Genomic DNA, 18,188 nt, shown 5'->3' on the forward strand with positions numbered 1-18,188 from the left:
TTGAATAATATTTAGTTTTAATTCGATAATTGATTAGCCTTTTAAACCCTTTTTTGTTTTCATATCGTGTGGGATCGAAGTACAAACTCACTACATCTATCAAAAGTATTTTTCCTGTAGCTGGATGCTCCAATTCAAAATCAATGCTTTTGCCGTTTGACATTTCGTATTCTAATTCAAAAAATTATAACTTTTTGACAGTTCCAGTAAAGCAGCAACTTCACTTAAAGTATTGAGAAAATTATTCTGCTTAAAATCATTAATGTTACCTTGAAGGAGGTTCTTGAAATTGCGGTTCTCACCAACTATTCTATGAAACTCACCTAATAGATAGTTAAAGATTTCCATTTCCCTAATAATTATAACCGATCCCTGCCCGACCGAACTCATGACTAGGCTTAAGAATAAGCCTAAAAAGTTATTCAAAGGGGTTCCTTCAGTTAAGGTCAAGGAGTGATTATATCCTTTTTCAATAAAATTCTCAATATCGCTCACATCAAGATGTAAAAATAAATTTGGCAAGTACCGTCTTAGTACGCCTACTCCATTTTTTTTAATTGTTTTTAAGTCCAATTAATTTCTGATTTATTTTAATAATTCCTTGGGTTAGCACCGATTCAATTTTGACTAACATGTAGTTTGAAATAATATTGCCACACCACAAGTTATTAATTTTGATATTTGGAGCTACCCTCGTTTGACGTCAAGAGCATTATAATCTACTATAAGAAATTGAGTGATGAAAGGAGTATTTTCCATAATGAATTACTCTCTAAAGTAAAATTGCTTAATTCCTAAATCTTACCCCAAACTTTGCGCACGGTTCCTGTCCGGTTTTTGTAGTGTTCCGGCAGATAAGCGTGAAGCAAAAATCGGATAGGGCGCAAACTACTTTTTGCCTTTGAGATTGCGCCATTCTTCATAAAGGGCACCTGCCTCTGGGGTTTCCTCCATAAATCGCTCAAAGTGCCTAACCGCATTACTTTCACCTTGCGAAAAAGCAGTTTGCTCCTTTTTTGGGATGCTCGAAATCTGGAATAGGGCGTAACCCAAAACCAACAAAACGGTCACCAAAAACCCCCAGAACAATTTCACTGCCCATTTTGGAAATGCAATGGATTTCTTGACATGGTAGATAACATTGGCCAATAACTTGTTCTGTTCTTCAACTGCTTTCTTCTGACTGTTGTTGTACCCTTTTAGAAGGTAGTCAATATTGGCGGTGTCTGCTGAAAATTTATATCCCATAAGAAACTCTTTCAGTTTTTCCATTCGATTGACCGAATATTCAAAGTTCTTCAGTTCCTCTGTCAACAATTCCGCTATTTCATCCAGTTTTGCCATAATGCTACATTCCTATTTCGATTCCTATTCCTTTATCAATGGTTCTTTTGATGGTTTTTGAGATTACTTTCGTTACAATTTTAGCGACTAGGTTAGGGGAGATGCTTACCATTTTACCCATTAGTTTCATTGCATTTTCTGTTTTGGCTTTCTCCACTACATTTCTGTTGAAACCAATCTGTTCTGCTATTTTGTTCATGGACATGGAGCGGTGTACCTCGCTTCCCTTTAAATTTTGCCCTGCAAACTCAAACCGAAAACCCTGCAATTGGTTCTGTTTATTGATGGATGGGATAACCTTTAAAGGATAGGCTTCCATAGCCTTGATGTATTGGTCAAAGTCCTTTGGCCTGACCTCGCTAATGACCTTTTCGTGGATTCTTTTAAGAATCATCCGTATGTCCTTGGCCTTGTCCAGTTTTTGTTGTTGTACTTCCCGAACCGTAGTCAGCCCCATTTCCTTTGCCACGTATTCAGCAGCTTGTTGGCTCCGCTTTCCTATGAAGTTATCCTTATAGGCTTGACCTTGAAAATTGATTCGGTTCACATATAAATGGATATGAACGTGTTTCCGGTTTCTGTGTACAAAAGCAATCGCCTGGTTCTCCTGTAATTTCATTTGTTTTAAAAAGTGTTGCGTGATTTCTTGAAGTTGTTTGTTCTTCATTTCCTTGCCATCCTTGATGGTAGGACTGAGCACGAAACTCAAAGTGTTCTTTTTGCATTGATGATTCTGTTGTTGTATGGTCCTGAACTCCTGGGTAATCTCCTTTGGAGTATCTCCCGCGAGATATTGGCTATGAACAATCTCGGGCTTCTTTTCCTCCCGAAGTCCATAAGCCATGGATGCAGATGTATGCGATATGGATTTTCCCATTCCAATCATACCTTAAAACTTAAAAGGTGCTCCCTGATTTCTTTTGCCAGTTGGGTGACTTCACCCGCCAACTTTGGATTCCGTTTTCGGAACATATTTCCGATACGTTTGAAGTTGTTCTGGTACTGTACCAATAACTTATAAGCCTCGATTTGGTCTTCCGATAAACGTTCAATAATCCTATCATCGAATGCGGCACGGCGACAATACTCGCTGATGGAAAGACCTGATTTTTTTGCCTTAACCTTCAGTAATTTCTTCTCGTAGACCGAGCACCTGAATTGGACGAATTCCCTTTTCATACGTTTTTTTCTCTTTTGCGACCTTCGGGAGCAAAAGCAAGATTTGTCATGACAATGACACATCTTGAATTCTCACTCAGACGCATATCCCAAACCACAACCGAAACACCTCTCATCTCCCTATCCACGACTTATAAGATTCAAGAAAAGAAGCAATCAAATAAGAGGTATTTATGTAAATCTGATAATTCAATTACCACGTTTTCTAAGGGCATATTTAAGTGCCTCCGCCTCCAATTCAGCTTTTGATTTTCTGTTGTTCTGTAATAGCCAAAGATTGAGTTTCTTCTTTTCGAAGAATATCATTTTACCATTGGGTTTTGAGTGCGGTATCTGTCTTCTTGAAGTAAGTTTGTAAAGAAAACTTCGTGATACGCCCATGTATTCACAGGCCTCTTCAAAAGTCAATACTTCCTTATTGCTTGACAGTAATCGTTCTATACGTTCAAGACGTTCCTCTAGTTTTAAATAATCCATTATTCTAGATTTTTGGGTGTGAAACAATGGACAAAAGCTTTTGTACTTTTTATTAGAATTCTTTCAGCAAACTAGTATAGGAAACCATAGGAAAGGCTTGCATCGCATGTAGTGCAAGCAAAATAGAGGGGAATGCAAGCAGGTTTTATGAAAATGGGGCAAATACGGCTTCCAATTCCTCGCTTCTTTTGGAAAATCTGTTTCTGGTCAGGGCATTTCTAACGGTATCGTAGTTATAGGGTTGACCATCTTCACGCCTTAGCAAATCCGAATTTTTAATGAAGTCAATAAGCTGCAAATCATTCTTCGGAAAGGTCAACTTGAACAATTCATAAAACTCTTTGCAGGAAGGGTTCTTTAACTTCAGGTGAATCTTGGCATCATGTTCGTCCCAATTCTTTAGAAAGCATTGGATAAAATCATCTTTTGAAGTTTCGTCTATGATGACCATATCATAACGAACCATGTTGTCGTAAAGCTTCCCTAGTTGGGATTCACTGATTGAAATATTGAAGTTTCTTGGGGTTTTTAGTTTTTCTTTGATTTTGGGAATGAACACCTTCTTGAATCTTTTTGTCCAGGTCACTTGTGTCATGAAAATTCCGCCCAAAAAAAGAAAGCAACCAACAATTAAGTAAAAAGTGGCAAATTGCCCCGGATGTTCTAGGATTGCATTGAAACCCAACTGCATGTTGAGGAGACCTATGGCATAGAAGACCAATCTGGGCTTTTCCACAAATTTGTCCCATTTGAAAGGTTCATTGAACATAAATCGTATAAATAGCACGAGATAGGGTACCACAATCCTAATAATCACGTAAGCGAAACAGGCAAGCATGAAATACTTAAGAATCAGAAACATCTCATCAAATTAACATTTTCTCGTGGCAAATCCGCAGGATAAGGATGTAATGTCGCTTTTGACGACTATGCTCCTGTAAAATGTACTTGTGGGAAGGGAGAAGAAAGAACAAGCGGCCTTTCGCCGCTTGTTCTTTCGCGCGGTTCCGAGGGGGTCTGGCAAACCGAAAGCGGAAAGACTTCCCGAGCGGACCGGCGAAGCGTGTTCGTTTGGGGAAGATTGGAATGGAAGGTTTGCCCGACTTCCGCAGGGGCAAGTGAATAAAAGTTCCACAAGTGATTTTTTGAACATTTAATACTTCACATTTCCGCTTCTCCCCAATCACGCATACTTTCAATAATAGGAAAGAGAGAACTCCCTTTTTTGGTAATCGAATATTCTACCCTAGGCGGAATCTCAGCAAAAATTTTCCGGTGTAAAAGTCCATCAGCCTCAAGTTCCCGGAGTTGTTTGGTCAACATCTGTTTACTTATTCCTTCAATAGCTCTTTGCAAAACACCAAAGCGATTCCCACCCTTATCGATTAAATATAAAATTATGGGTTTCCACTTACCCCCGATTTTACTCATGGTATAGGTAACAGGGCAGGCATCGGATTTAACATTTATTTCACTTTTCATAACTAGCTGATTTTCAATTAAGGTCTATAAAAAATGACTATGTAATTTATTTATAACTACTTGATTATTAGAGATAAACATAACATATTTAACGCGAATTGTAAAATTTAAATATCATGAAGAGAACGCTAAAATCATTCGGCATGCTGGCATGCCTTTTGGCAATAACATCGCTTAGTGCACAAACACTGCGTAAAAAAGCAATACTAAATAGTAAAGAGCCTAAGACACTAAATGAAGTGAAGGACTATGCTGTGGGTCAATGGAAAAGTATTGCCGTAGAACTAAGGCCTACCGAGGATAGAACGGGAACGGGAACTGTTACCCCTACCTATCTTAGGCGGGACTTCACTTTCGAAAAAGACGACACTTTCACAGGTATCATAACACTCTATGGTGATAACTACGGTAAGTTACCCCTTATGGAATTTGAATTCAAAGGACATTTAAAATGGGGTGACGAACATCCTATTGCAGACGGTGCCTGGAAAATAGATTATGTCTTGGACCAAGGTTTCGGAGTTACCCCTCTAAATCCACAAGCGGCCCAAATGCTTAACCAGGCTTTACCCAAAGGAATGTCTGCCTTTGAAGCCAATAGGAAAAAGGACATTTTACAAAAGGCATTCCCAATGTTCAATATTGTGGATGGTCAAATAGTTTCCGATTATGACCTTATCTACTTCAAAAACGGAATGCTATTTATGGGTGCTAAGCACGTTGATGGAACTCCTTTTGATAAGCCTGAAAATCGTCCACATCAACTACAAATCCCTCTTGAAAGAGTTTACAAATAAAAATCAATAATCACTAAAAACACTAGAAAATGTTAACAGCCAAAGAAAAAAAGAATATCCAAATTGTATTTGATGGTCTTGATGCCATCTTAAAGGATAAGAGCGAATCAGGTATTGATGCAAATTTTGCCGTAGATTTTATCCAACACAATCCGTGGGCAGGTGATACCATTGTCCATTTAAAGCAGATGCTGGAAATGGATTTCGGCTACAAACCTATTCGTTGGGTATCCGATGGAGATATTATGGCGTACCACGGTTATTATACCGCTCCTAATCCTCTTGGCGATATTCCACTTTTATGCACAGATGTTTGGCGCATCGAAAATGGTAAAGTACAAGAACACTGGGATGCGCTAATGCCTATGCCAGAGAACCAATTACAAAATTCTATTGCAGGTGGTGGTGATGGAGAAAAAGAAGTAACGGACGAGACCAGAGCAAAAAATAAAGCGGTTGTAAAGCGTTTTCTTGACCACGTATTGAACAGGGGAAGACTTGTAGAAATCGACAATTTAGTGTCCTCGGATTACGTGTATCATAACGAAAATGACGGTGCTCTTAAAGGCAAAGACGTCTTGGTCGACCACATTAAAAACAAAATGGGAGGAAAAATGCAGCACGATAATAAGTTGCTATTGAATTCTGGAGATTTAGTGATGGCCCACTCACATTATTTTGGTGATAATGAGAGAGTGGTTTTTGATTGGTTTAGAATTGATGATGGATTGATTGCCGAACACTGGAGTGTTGAACAGGCAATTGAACCGTGGGAGAATGTTGCAAATGAGCATCCCCACTTCTAGGACTATCTGGAAGGGCGTAGAAAATACGCCCTTCTTTTTTAACCAACCATTACTCATATGATTACCAAAATTTCGAGCAATCGGATGGTGTGGCTATTAGCCATCATCGTCTATTTATGGAAGTATCTCTTGTTCATACTCCTGCTTTCCAGTACCGTTTATGTTTTATTCGAGTTTAAAGAAATAAAGGGGTTGGGGCTCAAGGGGGCTATTCCTATTGGTATTTTGGGTACGGCGCTATCCATTTTCCTAAGCTTTAGAAACAACTCCGCTTACGACCGTTGGTGGGAGGCACGTAAGATATGGGGTGGTATTGTCAATTCCAGTAGAACATTTGCAATTCAGGTGCTCACCTATATTTCCAATCATAACAAGAGTAGTTCGAAACTAGGCGCAACCCAAATTCAAAAGAGCATCATCTATAGGCATATCGCATACATAAATGCATTACGACTTAACCTTCGGAATCAGCAAGGAGAATACCACGAAGTACTAAAAGAGTTCTTGACCGAAAGTGAATTAAAGAAACTGCTCACTTTTAGTAATGTGCCCACCCAAATTATTCATCAGCAATCACAACATCTTAAGCAGATTTTAAATGATAGCCTTATTGAGGATTTCCGTCTGTATGAGATGATGAACACTTTAGCTGAGTTCTACAATCTACAGGGCAAGGCCGAACGCATCAAAAAGACACCGTTCCCAATGTACTACGACTTCTTTATACAAGTTTTCGTATTCATTTTTGTTTGCTTTTTACCCGTCGCGTTGATAGGTCTTTTTGAAGAAATCGCAGTTGACGGCTCACTAAATTGGTTAGTGATACCTACCACAATGATTGTCTCATTTATGTTCATAGTAATTGAAAAGACAGGCTCATTTACAGAGACACCTTTCGAAAATAAAAATGAAGATGTTCCGCTCACAAGTCTATGCAGAACCATAGAGATTGATTTGAGAGAAATGATTCGTGATACCGATATCCCTTTACCAATTCAAAAACAGAACATACTGATTGATGGTGAAGTATTAATGTAAAACACAAAAAATGAAAACAACTACAAGCAAAATACTATTTCTACTCGCTACACTATTAATCACTGTTAGTAATGCCCAACAAGTAAGCGATAGCACCAAATTGAAAATAGATTTGGCCGCTACAGGGAATGTACAAACAGGAAATTTTGAACGACTGCAATTTATAAATCAATTGAATTTTTCGTTGGATTCAAAAGACAGTAAATGGAATTTGCATTCACGACATTTATATCTCTATCAAAAAGTATTTGGGAATAAATCGCAGGATGATTACCTAACGCGAAATTTCCTGACCTATAGGATAAATGAAAAACTTGATGTTTTTGGTGGTTTCTTTTATGAAAAATTCTTCATCAAGAGAATCGATAGAAACATCCAATATGGGGTTGGTACCAGGTACGCCATAATAAAAAAACAAAGGGCCTTTGTACAGCTTGGGCTTATGGGTAGCTATGCCAACAAAAAATATGTTGGTGCAAATTTCCAAGACTTTGATAACGGCGGTAGCGATACCATAGACGGCTTTTTCATATCCCCTGTTTTAAATTCAAAGTTTGTCATAGTTCCAAAACGATTGATTTTCAATTTTCTATTCTGGTTTCAACAAGACGTGGGCGAATCGGAAAACTACAGATTTAATATAGAGACCTCACTACTTGCTCCTGTTTATAAGGGGTTGAGCTTAAAAGTGAGTTTCAACGACTTCTATGAGAATATAAATTTGGTCGGCGCCAAGGCAAATGACACCTTTTTGACGTATGGGCTTAGTTACAAATTTGAGCGTTGATGGGTGGTGTAAAAACATATAGCAAACGTGCCATTTGGATTCACTGGTTCTCAACGATTTTGATTCTAATTACAATCCCTACAGGATTGGCTATGTCGGAAACTGTTGCAACCGAACAGAAGCTGTTATTGTATAAAATTCATTTTGCATTGGGCTTCTTGTTGTTCTTCTTGGCCATATTGCACATATACGTCTTTTTTAAAGATAAACGACCCGAACCTGTTGATACTGGAAATACATTCAGAAATAAATTCATTGGAATCTTACATAAGGTTTTGACCATATTGATTATTGTTCTAACAATTACTGGCCTTGGTTCTCTTTTTAGCACCAATATACTCACTGCGCTTCTCGAAAATAATTATCTACTTCTTTTAGAGGATTACAACTCCACTTGGGTGTCTATCCATCATATACAGGGCATAGTTTACATAGTGCTTATCATACTACATATTGGTGGTGTATTTCTGCAAAGAACAAGGAACAAGGAAGTGCTCAAACGAATGAACCTCAAAATTTAAACATAATACAATGGCGTAATACTACATAATCAAAGAAGGAATAAGATGTTTTACAATTTAAAGAATATTATATGTGCTAGTGTAGTAATAGGGTGCTCAATTTTTTACAACAAAGTGACAGCACAGAATGAATTCATTGAAGATACCGGAGATGTATTGCTCTACGCCCTGCCTTTAACCGCCATAAGCGGCTCATTGATTTCAGGTGATACGAAAGGAACTTGGCAATTTACCAAAGGCGCCCTTTTAACTCAGGGAATCACCTTTGGCTTGAAGGCACTTATAAGCGAAGAGAGAATCGATAAAAGCGACAATAATTCTTTCCCTTCAGGACATACTTCCACAACTTTTCAAAGTGCTGCCTTCATCCAAAAACGCTACGGATGGAAGCTAGGTCTTCTTGCTTATGTTCTAGCAGGATATACCGGTTACACAAGAATGCAAGCCAACAAACACGATGGTTGGGATGTCTTGGCTGGTGCTATCATTGGCATAGGTAGCTCTTACTTGTTTACAACACCATACCAACAAGAGCATATGGAATTGACATTCTCAAATGTAGATAACAGTTTCGTTGTTGGATTCAAATACAAGTTTTGATTATGAAATTTTGGTTGGTTGTTTTCCTTATTGTAATTGTGGCATTGCTCTTCAAAAGCTATATGTTTAGAGGAGTGAGGCAAGCCTTAACTTCCCCCATTTGGGCGATTGTTTATGCCACAATTTCGATAGGGTCTATGCTTGTTGGCGTAATCACCACCATTTTTGCTTTTTCCGATGGAATGATTGGATTAACATTCTTGGAAAACTTTGCAATTGCCTTTATGCTCACTATTCTCTGTTGTGAGTTCTTTCTCTTCATTTTTTTCTTATTTGACGATGCTATAATACTAGGTGGTTATTTCCAGAAGAAAGCATCTCTCAAAAAACCGCAGAACGACAGCTCTGACAAAAGCAGAAGAAGATTCGTCAAGACACTGGGTTTAGGTTTAACAGCACTTCCCTTTAGTTCTTTTTTGTATGGAATCACCAAGGGGAAATACAATTTCAATCTCGTTGAACTTACATTAACCTTCAAAAACCTCCCAAAAGAATTCAATGGATTTAGAATTGCACAATTCTCCGATTTTCACGCTGGCAGTTTTGATTCTTTCGAGAAGGTAAAAGAAGGCTTGGCACTTTTGCAAAAGCAAAACGCAGACTTAATTCTGTTTACTGGCGACTTGGTCAACGACCTAGAAGCTGAAGTACTTCCCTATAAGAGCATTCTAAAAAACTTAGAAGCTCCATTCGGAAAGTTTTCCGTATTAGGCAATCACGATTACTCTCAAGATATAGACCTATTTGAGTCCAAAGAAGCTGCTCAGGCAAATTTTGAAGCCATCAAGAAGCATTATCACGATGTGAACTTTCAATTGCTCAATAATGATAGCGTAAAAATTGAAAAAGAAAATCAACATATAAGGTTGATAGGAGTCGAGAACTGGGGTAAGGGCTTTGTAAAGGAAGGTGATATTGACAAAGCGATAGCAAATTGCAAAGAAAACGAATTCTCAATCTTAATGTCCCACGACCCTACCCATTGGGAAGAAAAAGTGCTACCTCACAAAAAGCATATTGATATAACGCTTTCTGGCCATACGCACGGTACCCAAGTTGGTATTGAAATGCTAGGAATTAAATGGAGCCCCATACAGTACCTCTATAAAAGATGGGCGGGACTTTACAAAGAGTTAGGCCAATATCTCTACGTCAATAGAGGCTTTGGCTTTATAGCTTTTGCGGGCAGAGTAGGAATTCCGCCAGAAATAACGGTTCTAACGCTTAAATCTCAAATGGTATGAGTAATAAAAAGAGACTAAATAATTTCTGCAAAGAAGAAGGAGGGATTCTAAAACCACTTATAGACTTTAATGACTGTGGTGGAAAAGAAGACTGTATTGAGGTATGCCCTTATGATGTATTGGAAATGCGCCCGATAACCCCTGAAGACAAATCAAAACTAAACTTTAAAGGTAGAATAAAGACATTCTTTAACAAGCAAAAAGCATACATAACGGATGTGAACCTTTGCCACGCCTGCGGACTTTGTGTACAAGTGTGTCCAGAAAAGGCTATCAAATTAACCAAAATCACAAACAAATGAAGAAATCAATTTTAGCTATTAGCACAGTTTTAGTATTAACCCTACTCAGTTGTCAAAAACCTATTGATGAAAACAAGATTGCATCTGATGCCGTCGAAGCTTATAAAGAAAAACAAACGGTTGAGGCTGATAAGATGAAAACCATTGCCCAACAATTTTACAATCAATTAAGTAATCCAAATGACCCACAGACAGATGCTTTGTCCAAAAATTATATGGATGAAAATTGGGTGTCAACACCAGAGCCTATAGGTGGTGCCGGCAGAGTAGGTTTTGTAAAGACTTTATCAGTTTTTGGAGCAATGATTACTGATTTAAAATGGGAACCGCAAGAGATGTTAGTGTCAGGAAATAAGATTATTGTTCGCAGTATTGCCACGGGTACACCTAACTCTGAGGAAGGTCATTTTTTTGGCACTCCGACCAATGGAACAAAAAAGTTTGAGATCCCTACAATAGATATTCATACAATAGAAAATGGTAAGATTACTAAATCTCATCACGTAGAATCTTGGTTGACTGCCATTGGTCAAGTCAGCACAACTTCCAAACAATAATTTGAAATGGATTTATTGACTCAACTTATACTCTTTTCAGGTTTTGCGGGAATCACCGTTTTTATTGGAGGATTAATTGCAAATTACTTTAACCATCATAGTAAAGAAAGCCCAGTTAAATATGAAATAACTCATACGATGATGTCTTTTGGTGCGGGTATTATTCTTTCAGCCTTGGCATTGGTGCTAATCCCTAGTGGAATGGAAGAATTAGAGTTAATACCTCTAGCCTTATCTTTTCTAGGAGGTGCCCTAATTTTTATGGTTATTGACCACTACTTAGCAAAAAAAGGAGGGCAAACTGCCACGCTTCTAGCTATGATGATGGACTTTATACCAGAATCCATAGCATTAGGAGCAGTATTTGCAACTGACCAAGCTACGGCCACCTTACTGGCAATATTTATTGGATTACAGAACTTGCCAGAAGCATTTAATTCTTTTAGAGACTTAGTGCAAAGTGGCTACACTGCTAAGAAGACACTATTGATATTTTTCGGTCTTAGTTTTTTCGGTATAATCGGCGCCTCTATTGGTCATTTTGTTTTAAGCGACTACCCTAGCCTTACTGCCTACCTAATGACATTTGCAAGTGGCGGTATTCTCTATCTATTAATCCAAGACATCATCCCAGAAAGTAAACTTTCAAAAAACTACTTGACTCCTTTAGGAGCGATTTTAGGCTTCTTAGTAGGTATCATAGGAGAAAAAATAATCTAAAAGAAAAAATATGAATGAACCTACTATTATCAGAAGCGGCAAAGGAAAAGATTACAATTACACCCAAGACCATTGTTTCGTAAAACTACCTTCTATTGCAACCAATGGAGAGTTGTGCTTTGTTGAAGATATATTAAAACCTGGCTTCTACTTGAAAAGGCATTACCACAAAAAAATGTTTGAAGTATTCTACATTCTAGAGGGTAAAGTAACCTATGGTTTTGATAGCGATATTGTTGTTGCCCAGCCTGGTGATACGGTAATTATTCCTCCTGGTGTACCGCATTCTGCAAGATGCGAAAAAGGTGGTAAAATGCTATCTATTTTCAAAAATGGACAGTTCGATGAATATTTAGAGAAGCTCTCCCAAATGAGTGATTCGCAATTTAAGGACAAACAATTAATGCAACAGATAGCAGAGGAGTACGATATTTATGAAGATTAGAAAGTCATACTACAAAACCATAGGCAAGCACATCATTGTATGGACGCTAGCATTTGCGCTGTTTAATTTCCTTCGGGAGTATGGCCAAGAGATTGTGCGTGATGTAAAGGAAGTAGACGATTTTGACCTAACAAAGCGAATCATTTTTCAAACTTTACTCGGCCTTGTATCTGGATTTTTATTTGGAACCTATGCTTATTGGTTTCACAGGTTCAAGTTTCCAAAAATTTCTTTTGGAAAGGTCATTTTTATTGGCGCATTGGGTTATAGTCTAGTTATATTTCTTTTCATCATTATAGCGTTTTGGTTTTTTGCTAATGTCTTTAAAGCAGATATCGACCCTGAGGTAGTCAAAAACTACTTCATTTCTGGACAAGCGTGGGTACTCATTACATTTTGCTTCTTAATTGGGTTTTTAATTGAATTTGTAGAAGAAATTGATAAGAAGTTTGGACCGGGAAATCTTTTAAAAATGCTCTCGGGAAAATTTTATAGACCCAAACAAGAAGAGCGTGTCTTTATGTTCTTGGATATGCGGTCATCTACAACAGCTGCCGAATGGCTAGGTCATATTCGGTACAGTAAATTAATTCAAGACTGCTTTAAAGACATAAGTGTAGTGATAGCCCACAATGCTCAGATTTACCAATATGTGGGTGACGAAGCGGTGCTCACCTGGTCTAAAAAAAGCAAAAATTTTAGATATGAAGATTGTATTGATGCGTATTACGCTTTCGCGAAACGTTTAGAAGACAGAAAAGAACACTACTGCAAAAAATATGGTTTGCTACCAGAGTTTAAAGCGGGAGTCCACTCGGGCATTGTAACGGTAGCAGAAGTCGGTGAAATAAAACGTGAGATTGCTTATCACGGTGACACCATCAATATGGCCGCCCGAATTCAAGCACAATGTAATAGCTACAAAGAAAATCTCTTAGTTTCTGAAGATGTGGTTAAAAATTTAGATTCAGAACAAGACTGGGATATAGAAGAAAAAGGAATAGTGATGCTCAAGGGAAAGACCAATAAAGTAAAAATCTATTCTATCAATTAAAATAACAATGGAAAAAATACAAGACACAAAAATACAGTCAGTTCTTAATAGAATGCATAAGGAAGCAAACTCACAAGGCCTAACATTAATTAAGGGATTAACAAAGGGTATTTTTAGAAAGCTTCAACCTGAGGATATGAAAGATGCCTATATCGCCATTTCAAAATCTCAAGGCGAAATGTTGTATAACCTTTTGCTCGAAAATCAGACAAAACGTATTGTCGAATTTGGCACTTCGTTTGGTATTTCGACTATGTATTTAGGAGCTGCGGCCAAAGCAAATCACGGTAAAGTAATTACAACAGAGTTGTTGCCTGAAAAAGCAGAAATAGCGCAAAATAATTTTAAAGAAGCTGAGCTAGAAGAATGGGTAGAAGTCCGTGTCGGCGATGCGATGAAAACACTACAAGATGTAAATGATGGTATTGAGTTTTTATTACTGGACGGATGGAATGATTTGTACTTACCACTAGTGAAATTGCTCGAACCCAAATTCAAAAAAGGAATGTTGATATATACGGACAATGCTTCATTTAAAAGTGCCAGACCATTTTTGGAGTACTTAAAAGCAAATCCAGAAAAATATAGGACTAAACGTCTAAAAGATGATAAAGGCGGTTCAGAACTTACTGAATATATATCAAGCAATTAGTTATGGCCGACTCTGAAGGTCACTTCTACGACATTGCGATAAATTCAGAATCTATCTTTTTCCTTCTTTTAGGCTCAGGTCTATTTCGTGAATAAGGAAAGAAAGGTCAAGTGGCATGATGTTGCTCGTGCATTTGTGCCGATTAGAGGTTGCCTGAAAACATTTTCAGTTTTCTGACCTCCGCCAAGGGCTGGGGAATAAAATCACCAATAAATCTTAAGAGTAGATTATAGTGCCACAAAACCTTTTTTTAAGAAACTTTCCTATATCCTCTAGTCGAATCTCGATATTGTTTTGGAGTTCTACCAGTAATATGTTTAAAAACGCGATTGAAATAAGCCACACTTGAAAAACCTGAATCAAACGCTAACTTATATATGGGTATGTTGTTTTCCCTGAGTTGATTACGTACGTGACCAATTCGAAGCTCATTTGTATATTCTACGACGGTCTTGCCCAATAAGCGTTTAAAAAACCTACAAAAGGCCGAGGGGTTCATTGATATCAAGTTCGACAACTCTTCCGTAGTTATTTGGTTTTTATAGTTTTCATGGATGTAGTTACATACCTTCATGATACGCTCTTCATGATACTTTTTTAAGTCGGGCTTGTAGTTTGTACTGCACAACAATTCTTTTTGATCATGGAGGGTCATCAGATTCAAAAGTTGTAAAAGCTTCAAATATTTCCCAAGACCTTTTTCATGCCCTATACTAAGGAGAGTTTCCAATAGCTCCGTTTTGGAAACATCCTTAAACTGAATCCCAGCGGTCGAAAACGTCAATAATTTCTTTACCAAATCAAACTCTGCAATGAGATCTAAAGGTTCGAACAATTCCATTGCGAACTGTACCACATAAACTTCTATTTGCTTATCCGATTCGTTGAACGACTCATCGGTAATCCACGAGTGCGGCACATTAGAGCCCACCAAAACTAAATCCCCATCTGAAAAATCCGCTATACTATCTCCAATAATTCGCTTGCCACGACCCTGTTTTACGTAACAAATTTCAACTTCGGGATGGTAGTGCCAGTGAAAACCGAAATAGTCCGTTTTTACCCAGAACTCGTTGAACGAACTCTCTAAGGTCCCTTGGGATAATTTTTGATATTCCGCTTTCATCTAATGTTATTTTGACTCAAAAATTACCCATAAATTATAAAATTGGCAAATATCTGATTGGAATTGGCAAAAATAGAAAAATGTATTTGTCAACCTTCAACTTACATTTGACCAAATCAACCGCTCATGAAATACAAGTTCTTTTTCTTTAGCTGTCTTTTGGGCTTTTTTTCTTGCGGAGAAAAGGAGTCCGTTACACGATATACCTCTTGGCAATCAAGCCAGACCGAAGAGCAAATTATCCGTAAGACATTAGCGGATTTCGAAAAGGAACATCCCGCAGTGCCGTTTCAGTTTCAACCTATTCCGGGAAACTATACCGAGAAACTGCAATTGATGCTGGGCACCGGCAAGGCACCAGATCTCTTTTGGTTGAAGGGCGACACCTCGCCGGCCTATATGAATTTTGAGGTTTTGGAACCGCTCGACGGATTTTTACAGAACAATCCCGATTTTGATTATGACGATTTTTTTCCCGTATTCCAAGATGCCTTCAAATACAAGGGAAAGAACTACGGAATTGCCAAGGACTTCAATGCCTATGTGTTTTTTTACAACAAAAAAATGTTTCGGGAAGCTGGCCTGACCGAGCCGCCCAAAGACTGGAAGGAACTATACGAATATTCAAAAAAACTGACCAAAGACACCAACGGTGATGGTAAGACCGATCAATACGGTTTTGTTATCGAACCCTCCATCGACATTGTATTACCTTTTGCTTATCAAAATGGGGGCGAAATCATCTCGGAGGAGGGTGAAATAAAAATTGGCCAACCTGAATTCGTCGAAGCCACCAAATTTATGATGTCGCTTTACCGTGATGGCATTGCAACGAATCCGGCCGATATGGGTGCCGGTTGGTTGGGCGACGTCTTCTCGAGAAAACAATGTGCCATGACCATTTCAGGGGCATGGTTGATTCCGTACTTGCAGGACAATTCGCCAGACCTTGAATACGGTGTGGCCGAACTTCCCAAAGGCAAAAAAAGAGCGACCATGGCTTTCTCTGTTGCCATGGTCATTCCCAAACAAAGCGAACGCAAAGAAGAGGCTTGGACAATGCTCTCGTACCTCAGCGGAAAGGAAGGCATGAAAACCTGGACGGAATCGGGAATCGCCTTGCCAACCCGAAAAAGTGTTGCCAAGGAAAACGGTTTTTATCAAGACAGTGTTTTGAACACTTTTATGAAAAGCATTGAATACGCGACTTTATATAAAGTCAATATGAAAGAGCGTTGGTTCGATGAAAGCCAAGCGGCAATGCAGGGCATTTTTTATAAGAACAAAGACATCGAGAAAACATTGAAAGAACTGGCCGTAACCCTTGAAAAATATAAACTGGACTAACATGAAATTCAAGAGCAGAAAAAAAGAGCAGTTGTTTTGGGGATATCTTTTTCTTGGGTTTCCGTTGTTGTTGTTGACTGTATTTGTATTCTTTCCTATCGGTTTCGCCTTTGTGGTCAGTTTCTATGACTGGAACCTTCTGATTCCCGACAAACCCTTCGTAGGCCTCGGAAATTATTTCGAGCTTTTTCAAGACAAAGTATTCATAAAGGCCATTAAAAATACCATTATCTATACGATGGGCGTAGTGCCCGTTCAGACACTTTTATCCTTGTTTCTTGCCTTCCTCATGAACCAAAAGATTAAGGGGAGGGCTTTTTTTAGAACGGCTTTCTACATTCCGGCCATAACCTCCTCGGTGGTCACCTCGATAATTTTCGTCTGGATTTATTCCAAACCTGGGTTATTAAATTATGGCTTAAATGCAGTCGGGGTTGATTCGAACATTGACTGGTTGACCAACCCGACAACGGTGCTACCTTCCATCATGATGTTAAATATCTGGACAACTTCGGGGTATTTTATGGTTTCATTCTTGGCAGGTCTGCAGAACATTCCCTCTAGTCTTTACGAGGCTGCAAAAATAGATGGAGCCAGTCAATGGCAGCAGTTCTGGAAGATTACCGTACCCATGGTGCGACCGGTCACCTATTTCGTGGTCATTATGAGCTTGATTGGGTGTTTTCAGGTCTTCGACCAGATTTTTATCATGAGTAGCGGTGGACCTGACAATGCATCAACGACCATGTCATATTTCGTGTACCAGAATTCCTTTAAATATTTCCGTTTCGGATTTGGGGCGGCATCGGCGGCGATATTGGCCCTGTTGATCTTTGCGACCACTATCATTCAAAAGAAATATTTTCCACCTGATGCCTATTAAAAATGAGACAGCTGAAACTTCAAAAAATAATGTTCTTCATCATTTTGGGAATAGCCGCCCTGATTTACATCGGGCCCTTCTTGTTCTCGTTGTCCATCAGTTTCAATGCGGACAAGAACGTATTCGAATGGCCGATAAAACTCTTTCCGGAGACTTTTACCTTGGATAATTACAAGAACGTGTGGAACGAGCTTCCTTTCGGTAAATGGCTGTTCAATAGCGTAGTGGTGACCTTGATCCAGACCGTGACCAATGTGTTCTTTTCCGCTTTAGCGGGATTTGCCTTTGCCCGATTGGAATTCAAGGGAAGAAAGCTCATTTTCGGGTTGTTGTTGAGTAGTCTGATGATTCCGGGTATTATTCTTTTGGTACCTAAATTTATTATTTTGAATGAATTTCAACTCATCAATAGCTATGGGGGATTGATTATTCCCGGTTTGGTTGGTGTAACCAACATTTTCCTGATGAAGCAGTTTTTCGAGACCATCCCAAAAGATTTGGAACAAGCGGCACTCATTGATGGCTGTTCTTATTTCAGGATTTTTTGGCAGGTCTTCCTTCCGATTTCAAAACCTGCCTTGGCCGCAGTCGCCATCTATACCTTTCAAGGTTCTTGGAACGAGTTTTTATGGCCTGTGATTGTGACCTATACCGAAGATATGTACACCTTGCCCCTGGGCATGGCCAGCTTGCGTACCGAACTATTGACCGATTGGCCGTTATTAATGGCCGGAACCATATTGATTTCTTTGCCAACATTGATGATCTTCATCATTTTTCAGCGCTACTTTGTACAGGGCGTTGCTAGTTCAGGATTAAAAGGATAA

24 protein-coding genes are annotated in these 18,188 nt (G+C 38.7%); 16 read left to right on the plus strand and 8 right to left on the minus strand.

The features are described from left to right. Positions 1-171: 171 nt before the first annotated feature. The 7 genes from ACOKFD_RS01620 to ACOKFD_RS01650 all read right to left on the minus strand — a co-directional run bounded on the left by ACOKFD_RS01620 (position 172) and on the right by ACOKFD_RS01650 (position 4,482). The gene (locus ACOKFD_RS01620; RefSeq protein WP_422859656.1) at positions 172-573 is read right to left on the minus strand and encodes a hypothetical protein; all 402 of its coding nucleotides are present in this window, start codon (positions 571-573) and stop codon (positions 172-174) included. A gap of 315 nt (positions 574-888) precedes the next feature. Beyond that, positions 889-1,344 (minus strand): DUF6730 family protein, encoded by a 456-nt coding sequence (locus ACOKFD_RS01625; protein WP_422859657.1) that lies wholly within the window; start codon positions 1,342-1,344, stop codon positions 889-891. Between the two features lie 4 nt (positions 1,345-1,348). Continuing rightward, positions 1,349-2,221: a relaxase/mobilization nuclease domain-containing protein gene (locus ACOKFD_RS01630; protein ID WP_422859658.1), complete on the minus strand. Its 873-nt coding sequence runs from the start codon at positions 2,219-2,221 to the stop codon at positions 1,349-1,351. Positions 2,222-2,226: 5 nt separating this feature from the next. Next, positions 2,227-2,523 (minus strand): mobilization protein MbpA, encoded by a 297-nt coding sequence (mbpA, locus tag ACOKFD_RS01635; protein ID WP_422859659.1) that lies wholly within the window; start codon positions 2,521-2,523, stop codon positions 2,227-2,229. A 189-nt stretch (positions 2,524-2,712) separates the two neighbouring features. Then, positions 2,713-3,000, minus strand: a complete 288-nt coding sequence (locus ACOKFD_RS01640; protein ID WP_422859660.1) for a helix-turn-helix domain-containing protein — start codon at positions 2,998-3,000, stop codon at positions 2,713-2,715. 145 nt (positions 3,001-3,145) lie between these two features. Further along, positions 3,146-3,862: a hypothetical protein gene (locus ACOKFD_RS01645; protein WP_422859661.1), complete on the minus strand. Its 717-nt coding sequence runs from the start codon at positions 3,860-3,862 to the stop codon at positions 3,146-3,148. Between the two features lie 299 nt (positions 3,863-4,161). Then, a complete protein-coding gene (locus tag ACOKFD_RS01650) occupies positions 4,162-4,482 on the minus strand; it encodes a winged helix-turn-helix transcriptional regulator (RefSeq protein ID WP_413979735.1) in 321 nt (106 codons plus the stop codon). Between the two features lie 116 nt (positions 4,483-4,598). On the opposite strand from ACOKFD_RS01650, the gene ACOKFD_RS01655 reads away from it, so the two are divergent. The 13 genes from ACOKFD_RS01655 to ACOKFD_RS01715 are packed head-to-tail and all read left to right on the plus strand — an operon-like array spanning position 4,599 to position 14,005. Further along, the gene (locus tag ACOKFD_RS01655; protein WP_422859662.1) at positions 4,599-5,279 is read left to right on the plus strand and encodes a hypothetical protein; all 681 of its coding nucleotides are present in this window, start codon (positions 4,599-4,601) and stop codon (positions 5,277-5,279) included. 29 nt (positions 5,280-5,308) lie between these two features. Further along, positions 5,309-6,085 (plus strand): nuclear transport factor 2 family protein, encoded by a 777-nt coding sequence (locus tag ACOKFD_RS01660; RefSeq protein WP_422859663.1) that lies wholly within the window; start codon positions 5,309-5,311, stop codon positions 6,083-6,085. Between the two features lie 57 nt (positions 6,086-6,142). Beyond that, a complete protein-coding gene (locus ACOKFD_RS01665; RefSeq protein WP_422859664.1) occupies positions 6,143-7,123 on the plus strand; it encodes a bestrophin family protein in 981 nt (326 codons plus the stop codon). Positions 7,124-7,133: 10 nt separating this feature from the next. Next, on the plus strand, positions 7,134-7,910 hold the full coding sequence (locus ACOKFD_RS01670) for a DUF481 domain-containing protein (RefSeq protein ID WP_422859665.1): 777 nt from the start codon (positions 7,134-7,136) through the stop codon (positions 7,908-7,910). Continuing rightward, positions 7,910-8,431 (plus strand): cytochrome b/b6 domain-containing protein, encoded by a 522-nt coding sequence (locus ACOKFD_RS01675; RefSeq protein ID WP_422859666.1) that lies wholly within the window; start codon positions 7,910-7,912, stop codon positions 8,429-8,431. Before ACOKFD_RS01670 ends, ACOKFD_RS01675 begins: the two co-directional genes overlap by 1 nt. 45 nt (positions 8,432-8,476) lie before the next feature. Further along, a complete protein-coding gene (locus tag ACOKFD_RS01680) occupies positions 8,477-9,031 on the plus strand; it encodes a phosphatase PAP2 family protein (RefSeq protein ID WP_422859667.1) in 555 nt (184 codons plus the stop codon). Between the two features lie 2 nt (positions 9,032-9,033). Further along, positions 9,034-10,275 carry a metallophosphoesterase gene (locus ACOKFD_RS01685; RefSeq protein WP_422859668.1) on the plus strand — a complete coding sequence of 414 codons (1,242 nt, stop codon included), beginning with the start codon at positions 9,034-9,036 and terminating at the stop codon, positions 10,273-10,275. Further along, positions 10,272-10,577 (plus strand): 4Fe-4S dicluster domain-containing protein, encoded by a 306-nt coding sequence (locus ACOKFD_RS01690; protein ID WP_422859669.1) that lies wholly within the window; start codon positions 10,272-10,274, stop codon positions 10,575-10,577. Before ACOKFD_RS01685 ends, ACOKFD_RS01690 begins: the two co-directional genes overlap by 4 nt. After that, positions 10,574-11,134, plus strand: a complete 561-nt coding sequence (locus ACOKFD_RS01695) for an ester cyclase (protein WP_422859670.1) — start codon at positions 10,574-10,576, stop codon at positions 11,132-11,134. The genes ACOKFD_RS01690 and ACOKFD_RS01695 overlap by 4 nt, the downstream gene beginning before the upstream one ends. 6 nt (positions 11,135-11,140) lie before the next feature. Further along, the gene (locus tag ACOKFD_RS01700) at positions 11,141-11,854 is read left to right on the plus strand and encodes a ZIP family metal transporter (RefSeq protein ID WP_422859671.1); all 714 of its coding nucleotides are present in this window, start codon (positions 11,141-11,143) and stop codon (positions 11,852-11,854) included. 10 nt (positions 11,855-11,864) lie between these two features. After that, positions 11,865-12,299: a cupin domain-containing protein gene (locus ACOKFD_RS01705; protein WP_422859672.1), complete on the plus strand. Its 435-nt coding sequence runs from the start codon at positions 11,865-11,867 to the stop codon at positions 12,297-12,299. Then, positions 12,289-13,353, plus strand: a complete 1,065-nt coding sequence (locus tag ACOKFD_RS01710; protein ID WP_422859673.1) for an adenylate/guanylate cyclase domain-containing protein — start codon at positions 12,289-12,291, stop codon at positions 13,351-13,353. Before ACOKFD_RS01705 ends, ACOKFD_RS01710 begins: the two co-directional genes overlap by 11 nt. A gap of 7 nt (positions 13,354-13,360) precedes the next feature. Further along, positions 13,361-14,005 (plus strand): O-methyltransferase, encoded by a 645-nt coding sequence (locus tag ACOKFD_RS01715; protein ID WP_422859674.1) that lies wholly within the window; start codon positions 13,361-13,363, stop codon positions 14,003-14,005. Between the two features lie 250 nt (positions 14,006-14,255). On the opposite strand, the gene ACOKFD_RS01720 is transcribed toward ACOKFD_RS01715, so the two are convergent. Continuing rightward, complete coding sequence (locus ACOKFD_RS01720; RefSeq protein ID WP_422859675.1) at positions 14,256-15,131, minus strand: AraC family transcriptional regulator; 876 nt, start codon at positions 15,129-15,131, stop codon at positions 14,256-14,258. A 126-nt stretch (positions 15,132-15,257) separates the two neighbouring features. On the opposite strand from ACOKFD_RS01720, the gene ACOKFD_RS01725 reads away from it, so the two are divergent. Genes ACOKFD_RS01725 through ACOKFD_RS01735 form a run of 3 tightly spaced genes read left to right on the plus strand, consistent with a single transcriptional unit; the run spans position 15,258 to position 18,188 of the window. Beyond that, positions 15,258-16,478 (plus strand): ABC transporter substrate-binding protein, encoded by a 1,221-nt coding sequence (locus ACOKFD_RS01725; protein ID WP_422859676.1) that lies wholly within the window; start codon positions 15,258-15,260, stop codon positions 16,476-16,478. A gap of 1 nt (position 16,479) precedes the next feature. Beyond that, the gene (locus ACOKFD_RS01730; protein WP_422859677.1) at positions 16,480-17,361 is read left to right on the plus strand and encodes a carbohydrate ABC transporter permease; all 882 of its coding nucleotides are present in this window, start codon (positions 16,480-16,482) and stop codon (positions 17,359-17,361) included. A 2-nt stretch (positions 17,362-17,363) separates the two neighbouring features. Beyond that, complete coding sequence (locus ACOKFD_RS01735) at positions 17,364-18,188, plus strand: carbohydrate ABC transporter permease (RefSeq protein WP_422859678.1); 825 nt, start codon at positions 17,364-17,366, stop codon at positions 18,186-18,188.

It is taken from the genome of Flagellimonas ulvae, assembly GCF_049333175.1.
Taxonomy (GTDB): domain Bacteria; phylum Bacteroidota; class Bacteroidia; order Flavobacteriales; family Flavobacteriaceae; genus Flagellimonas.

Bases quoted from the DNA above. Each gene is read 5' to 3' on its own strand.
- ACOKFD_RS01665 (WP_422859664.1), top strand. From the start codon at position 6,143: ATGATTACCAAAATTTCGAGCAATCGGATGGTGTGGCTATTAGCCATC.
- ACOKFD_RS01660 (WP_422859663.1), top strand. From the start codon at position 5,309: ATGTTAACAGCCAAAGAAAAAAAGAATATCCAAATTGTATTTGATGGT.
- ACOKFD_RS01650 (WP_413979735.1), bottom strand. From the start codon at position 4,482: ATGAAAAGTGAAATAAATGTTAAATCCGATGCCTGCCCTGTTACCTAT.
- ACOKFD_RS01630 (WP_422859658.1), bottom strand. From the start codon at position 2,221: ATGGGAAAATCCATATCGCATACATCTGCATCCATGGCTTATGGACTT.
- ACOKFD_RS01705 (WP_422859672.1), top strand. From the start codon at position 11,865: ATGAATGAACCTACTATTATCAGAAGCGGCAAAGGAAAAGATTACAAT.
- ACOKFD_RS01690 (WP_422859669.1), top strand. From the start codon at position 10,272: ATGAGTAATAAAAAGAGACTAAATAATTTCTGCAAAGAAGAAGGAGGG.
- ACOKFD_RS01670 (WP_422859665.1), top strand. From the start codon at position 7,134: ATGAAAACAACTACAAGCAAAATACTATTTCTACTCGCTACACTATTA.
- ACOKFD_RS01625 (WP_422859657.1), bottom strand. From the start codon at position 1,344: ATGGCAAAACTGGATGAAATAGCGGAATTGTTGACAGAGGAACTGAAG.
- ACOKFD_RS01675 (WP_422859666.1), top strand. From the start codon at position 7,910: ATGGGTGGTGTAAAAACATATAGCAAACGTGCCATTTGGATTCACTGG.
- ACOKFD_RS01720 (WP_422859675.1), bottom strand. From the start codon at position 15,131: ATGAAAGCGGAATATCAAAAATTATCCCAAGGGACCTTAGAGAGTTCG.
- ACOKFD_RS01700 (WP_422859671.1), top strand. From the start codon at position 11,141: ATGGATTTATTGACTCAACTTATACTCTTTTCAGGTTTTGCGGGAATC.
- ACOKFD_RS01735 (WP_422859678.1), top strand. From the start codon at position 17,364: ATGAGACAGCTGAAACTTCAAAAAATAATGTTCTTCATCATTTTGGGA.
- ACOKFD_RS01715 (WP_422859674.1), top strand. From the start codon at position 13,361: ATGGAAAAAATACAAGACACAAAAATACAGTCAGTTCTTAATAGAATG.
- ACOKFD_RS01730 (WP_422859677.1), top strand. From the start codon at position 16,480: ATGAAATTCAAGAGCAGAAAAAAAGAGCAGTTGTTTTGGGGATATCTT.
- ACOKFD_RS01680 (WP_422859667.1), top strand. From the start codon at position 8,477: ATGTTTTACAATTTAAAGAATATTATATGTGCTAGTGTAGTAATAGGG.
- mbpA (WP_422859659.1), bottom strand. From the start codon at position 2,523: ATGAAAAGGGAATTCGTCCAATTCAGGTGCTCGGTCTACGAGAAGAAA.
- ACOKFD_RS01645 (WP_422859661.1), bottom strand. From the start codon at position 3,862: ATGTTTCTGATTCTTAAGTATTTCATGCTTGCCTGTTTCGCTTACGTG.
- ACOKFD_RS01725 (WP_422859676.1), top strand. From the start codon at position 15,258: ATGAAATACAAGTTCTTTTTCTTTAGCTGTCTTTTGGGCTTTTTTTCT.
- ACOKFD_RS01710 (WP_422859673.1), top strand. From the start codon at position 12,289: ATGAAGATTAGAAAGTCATACTACAAAACCATAGGCAAGCACATCATT.
- ACOKFD_RS01685 (WP_422859668.1), top strand. From the start codon at position 9,034: ATGAAATTTTGGTTGGTTGTTTTCCTTATTGTAATTGTGGCATTGCTC.
- ACOKFD_RS01640 (WP_422859660.1), bottom strand. From the start codon at position 3,000: ATGGATTATTTAAAACTAGAGGAACGTCTTGAACGTATAGAACGATTA.
- ACOKFD_RS01655 (WP_422859662.1), top strand. From the start codon at position 4,599: ATGAAGAGAACGCTAAAATCATTCGGCATGCTGGCATGCCTTTTGGCA.
- ACOKFD_RS01695 (WP_422859670.1), top strand. From the start codon at position 10,574: ATGAAGAAATCAATTTTAGCTATTAGCACAGTTTTAGTATTAACCCTA.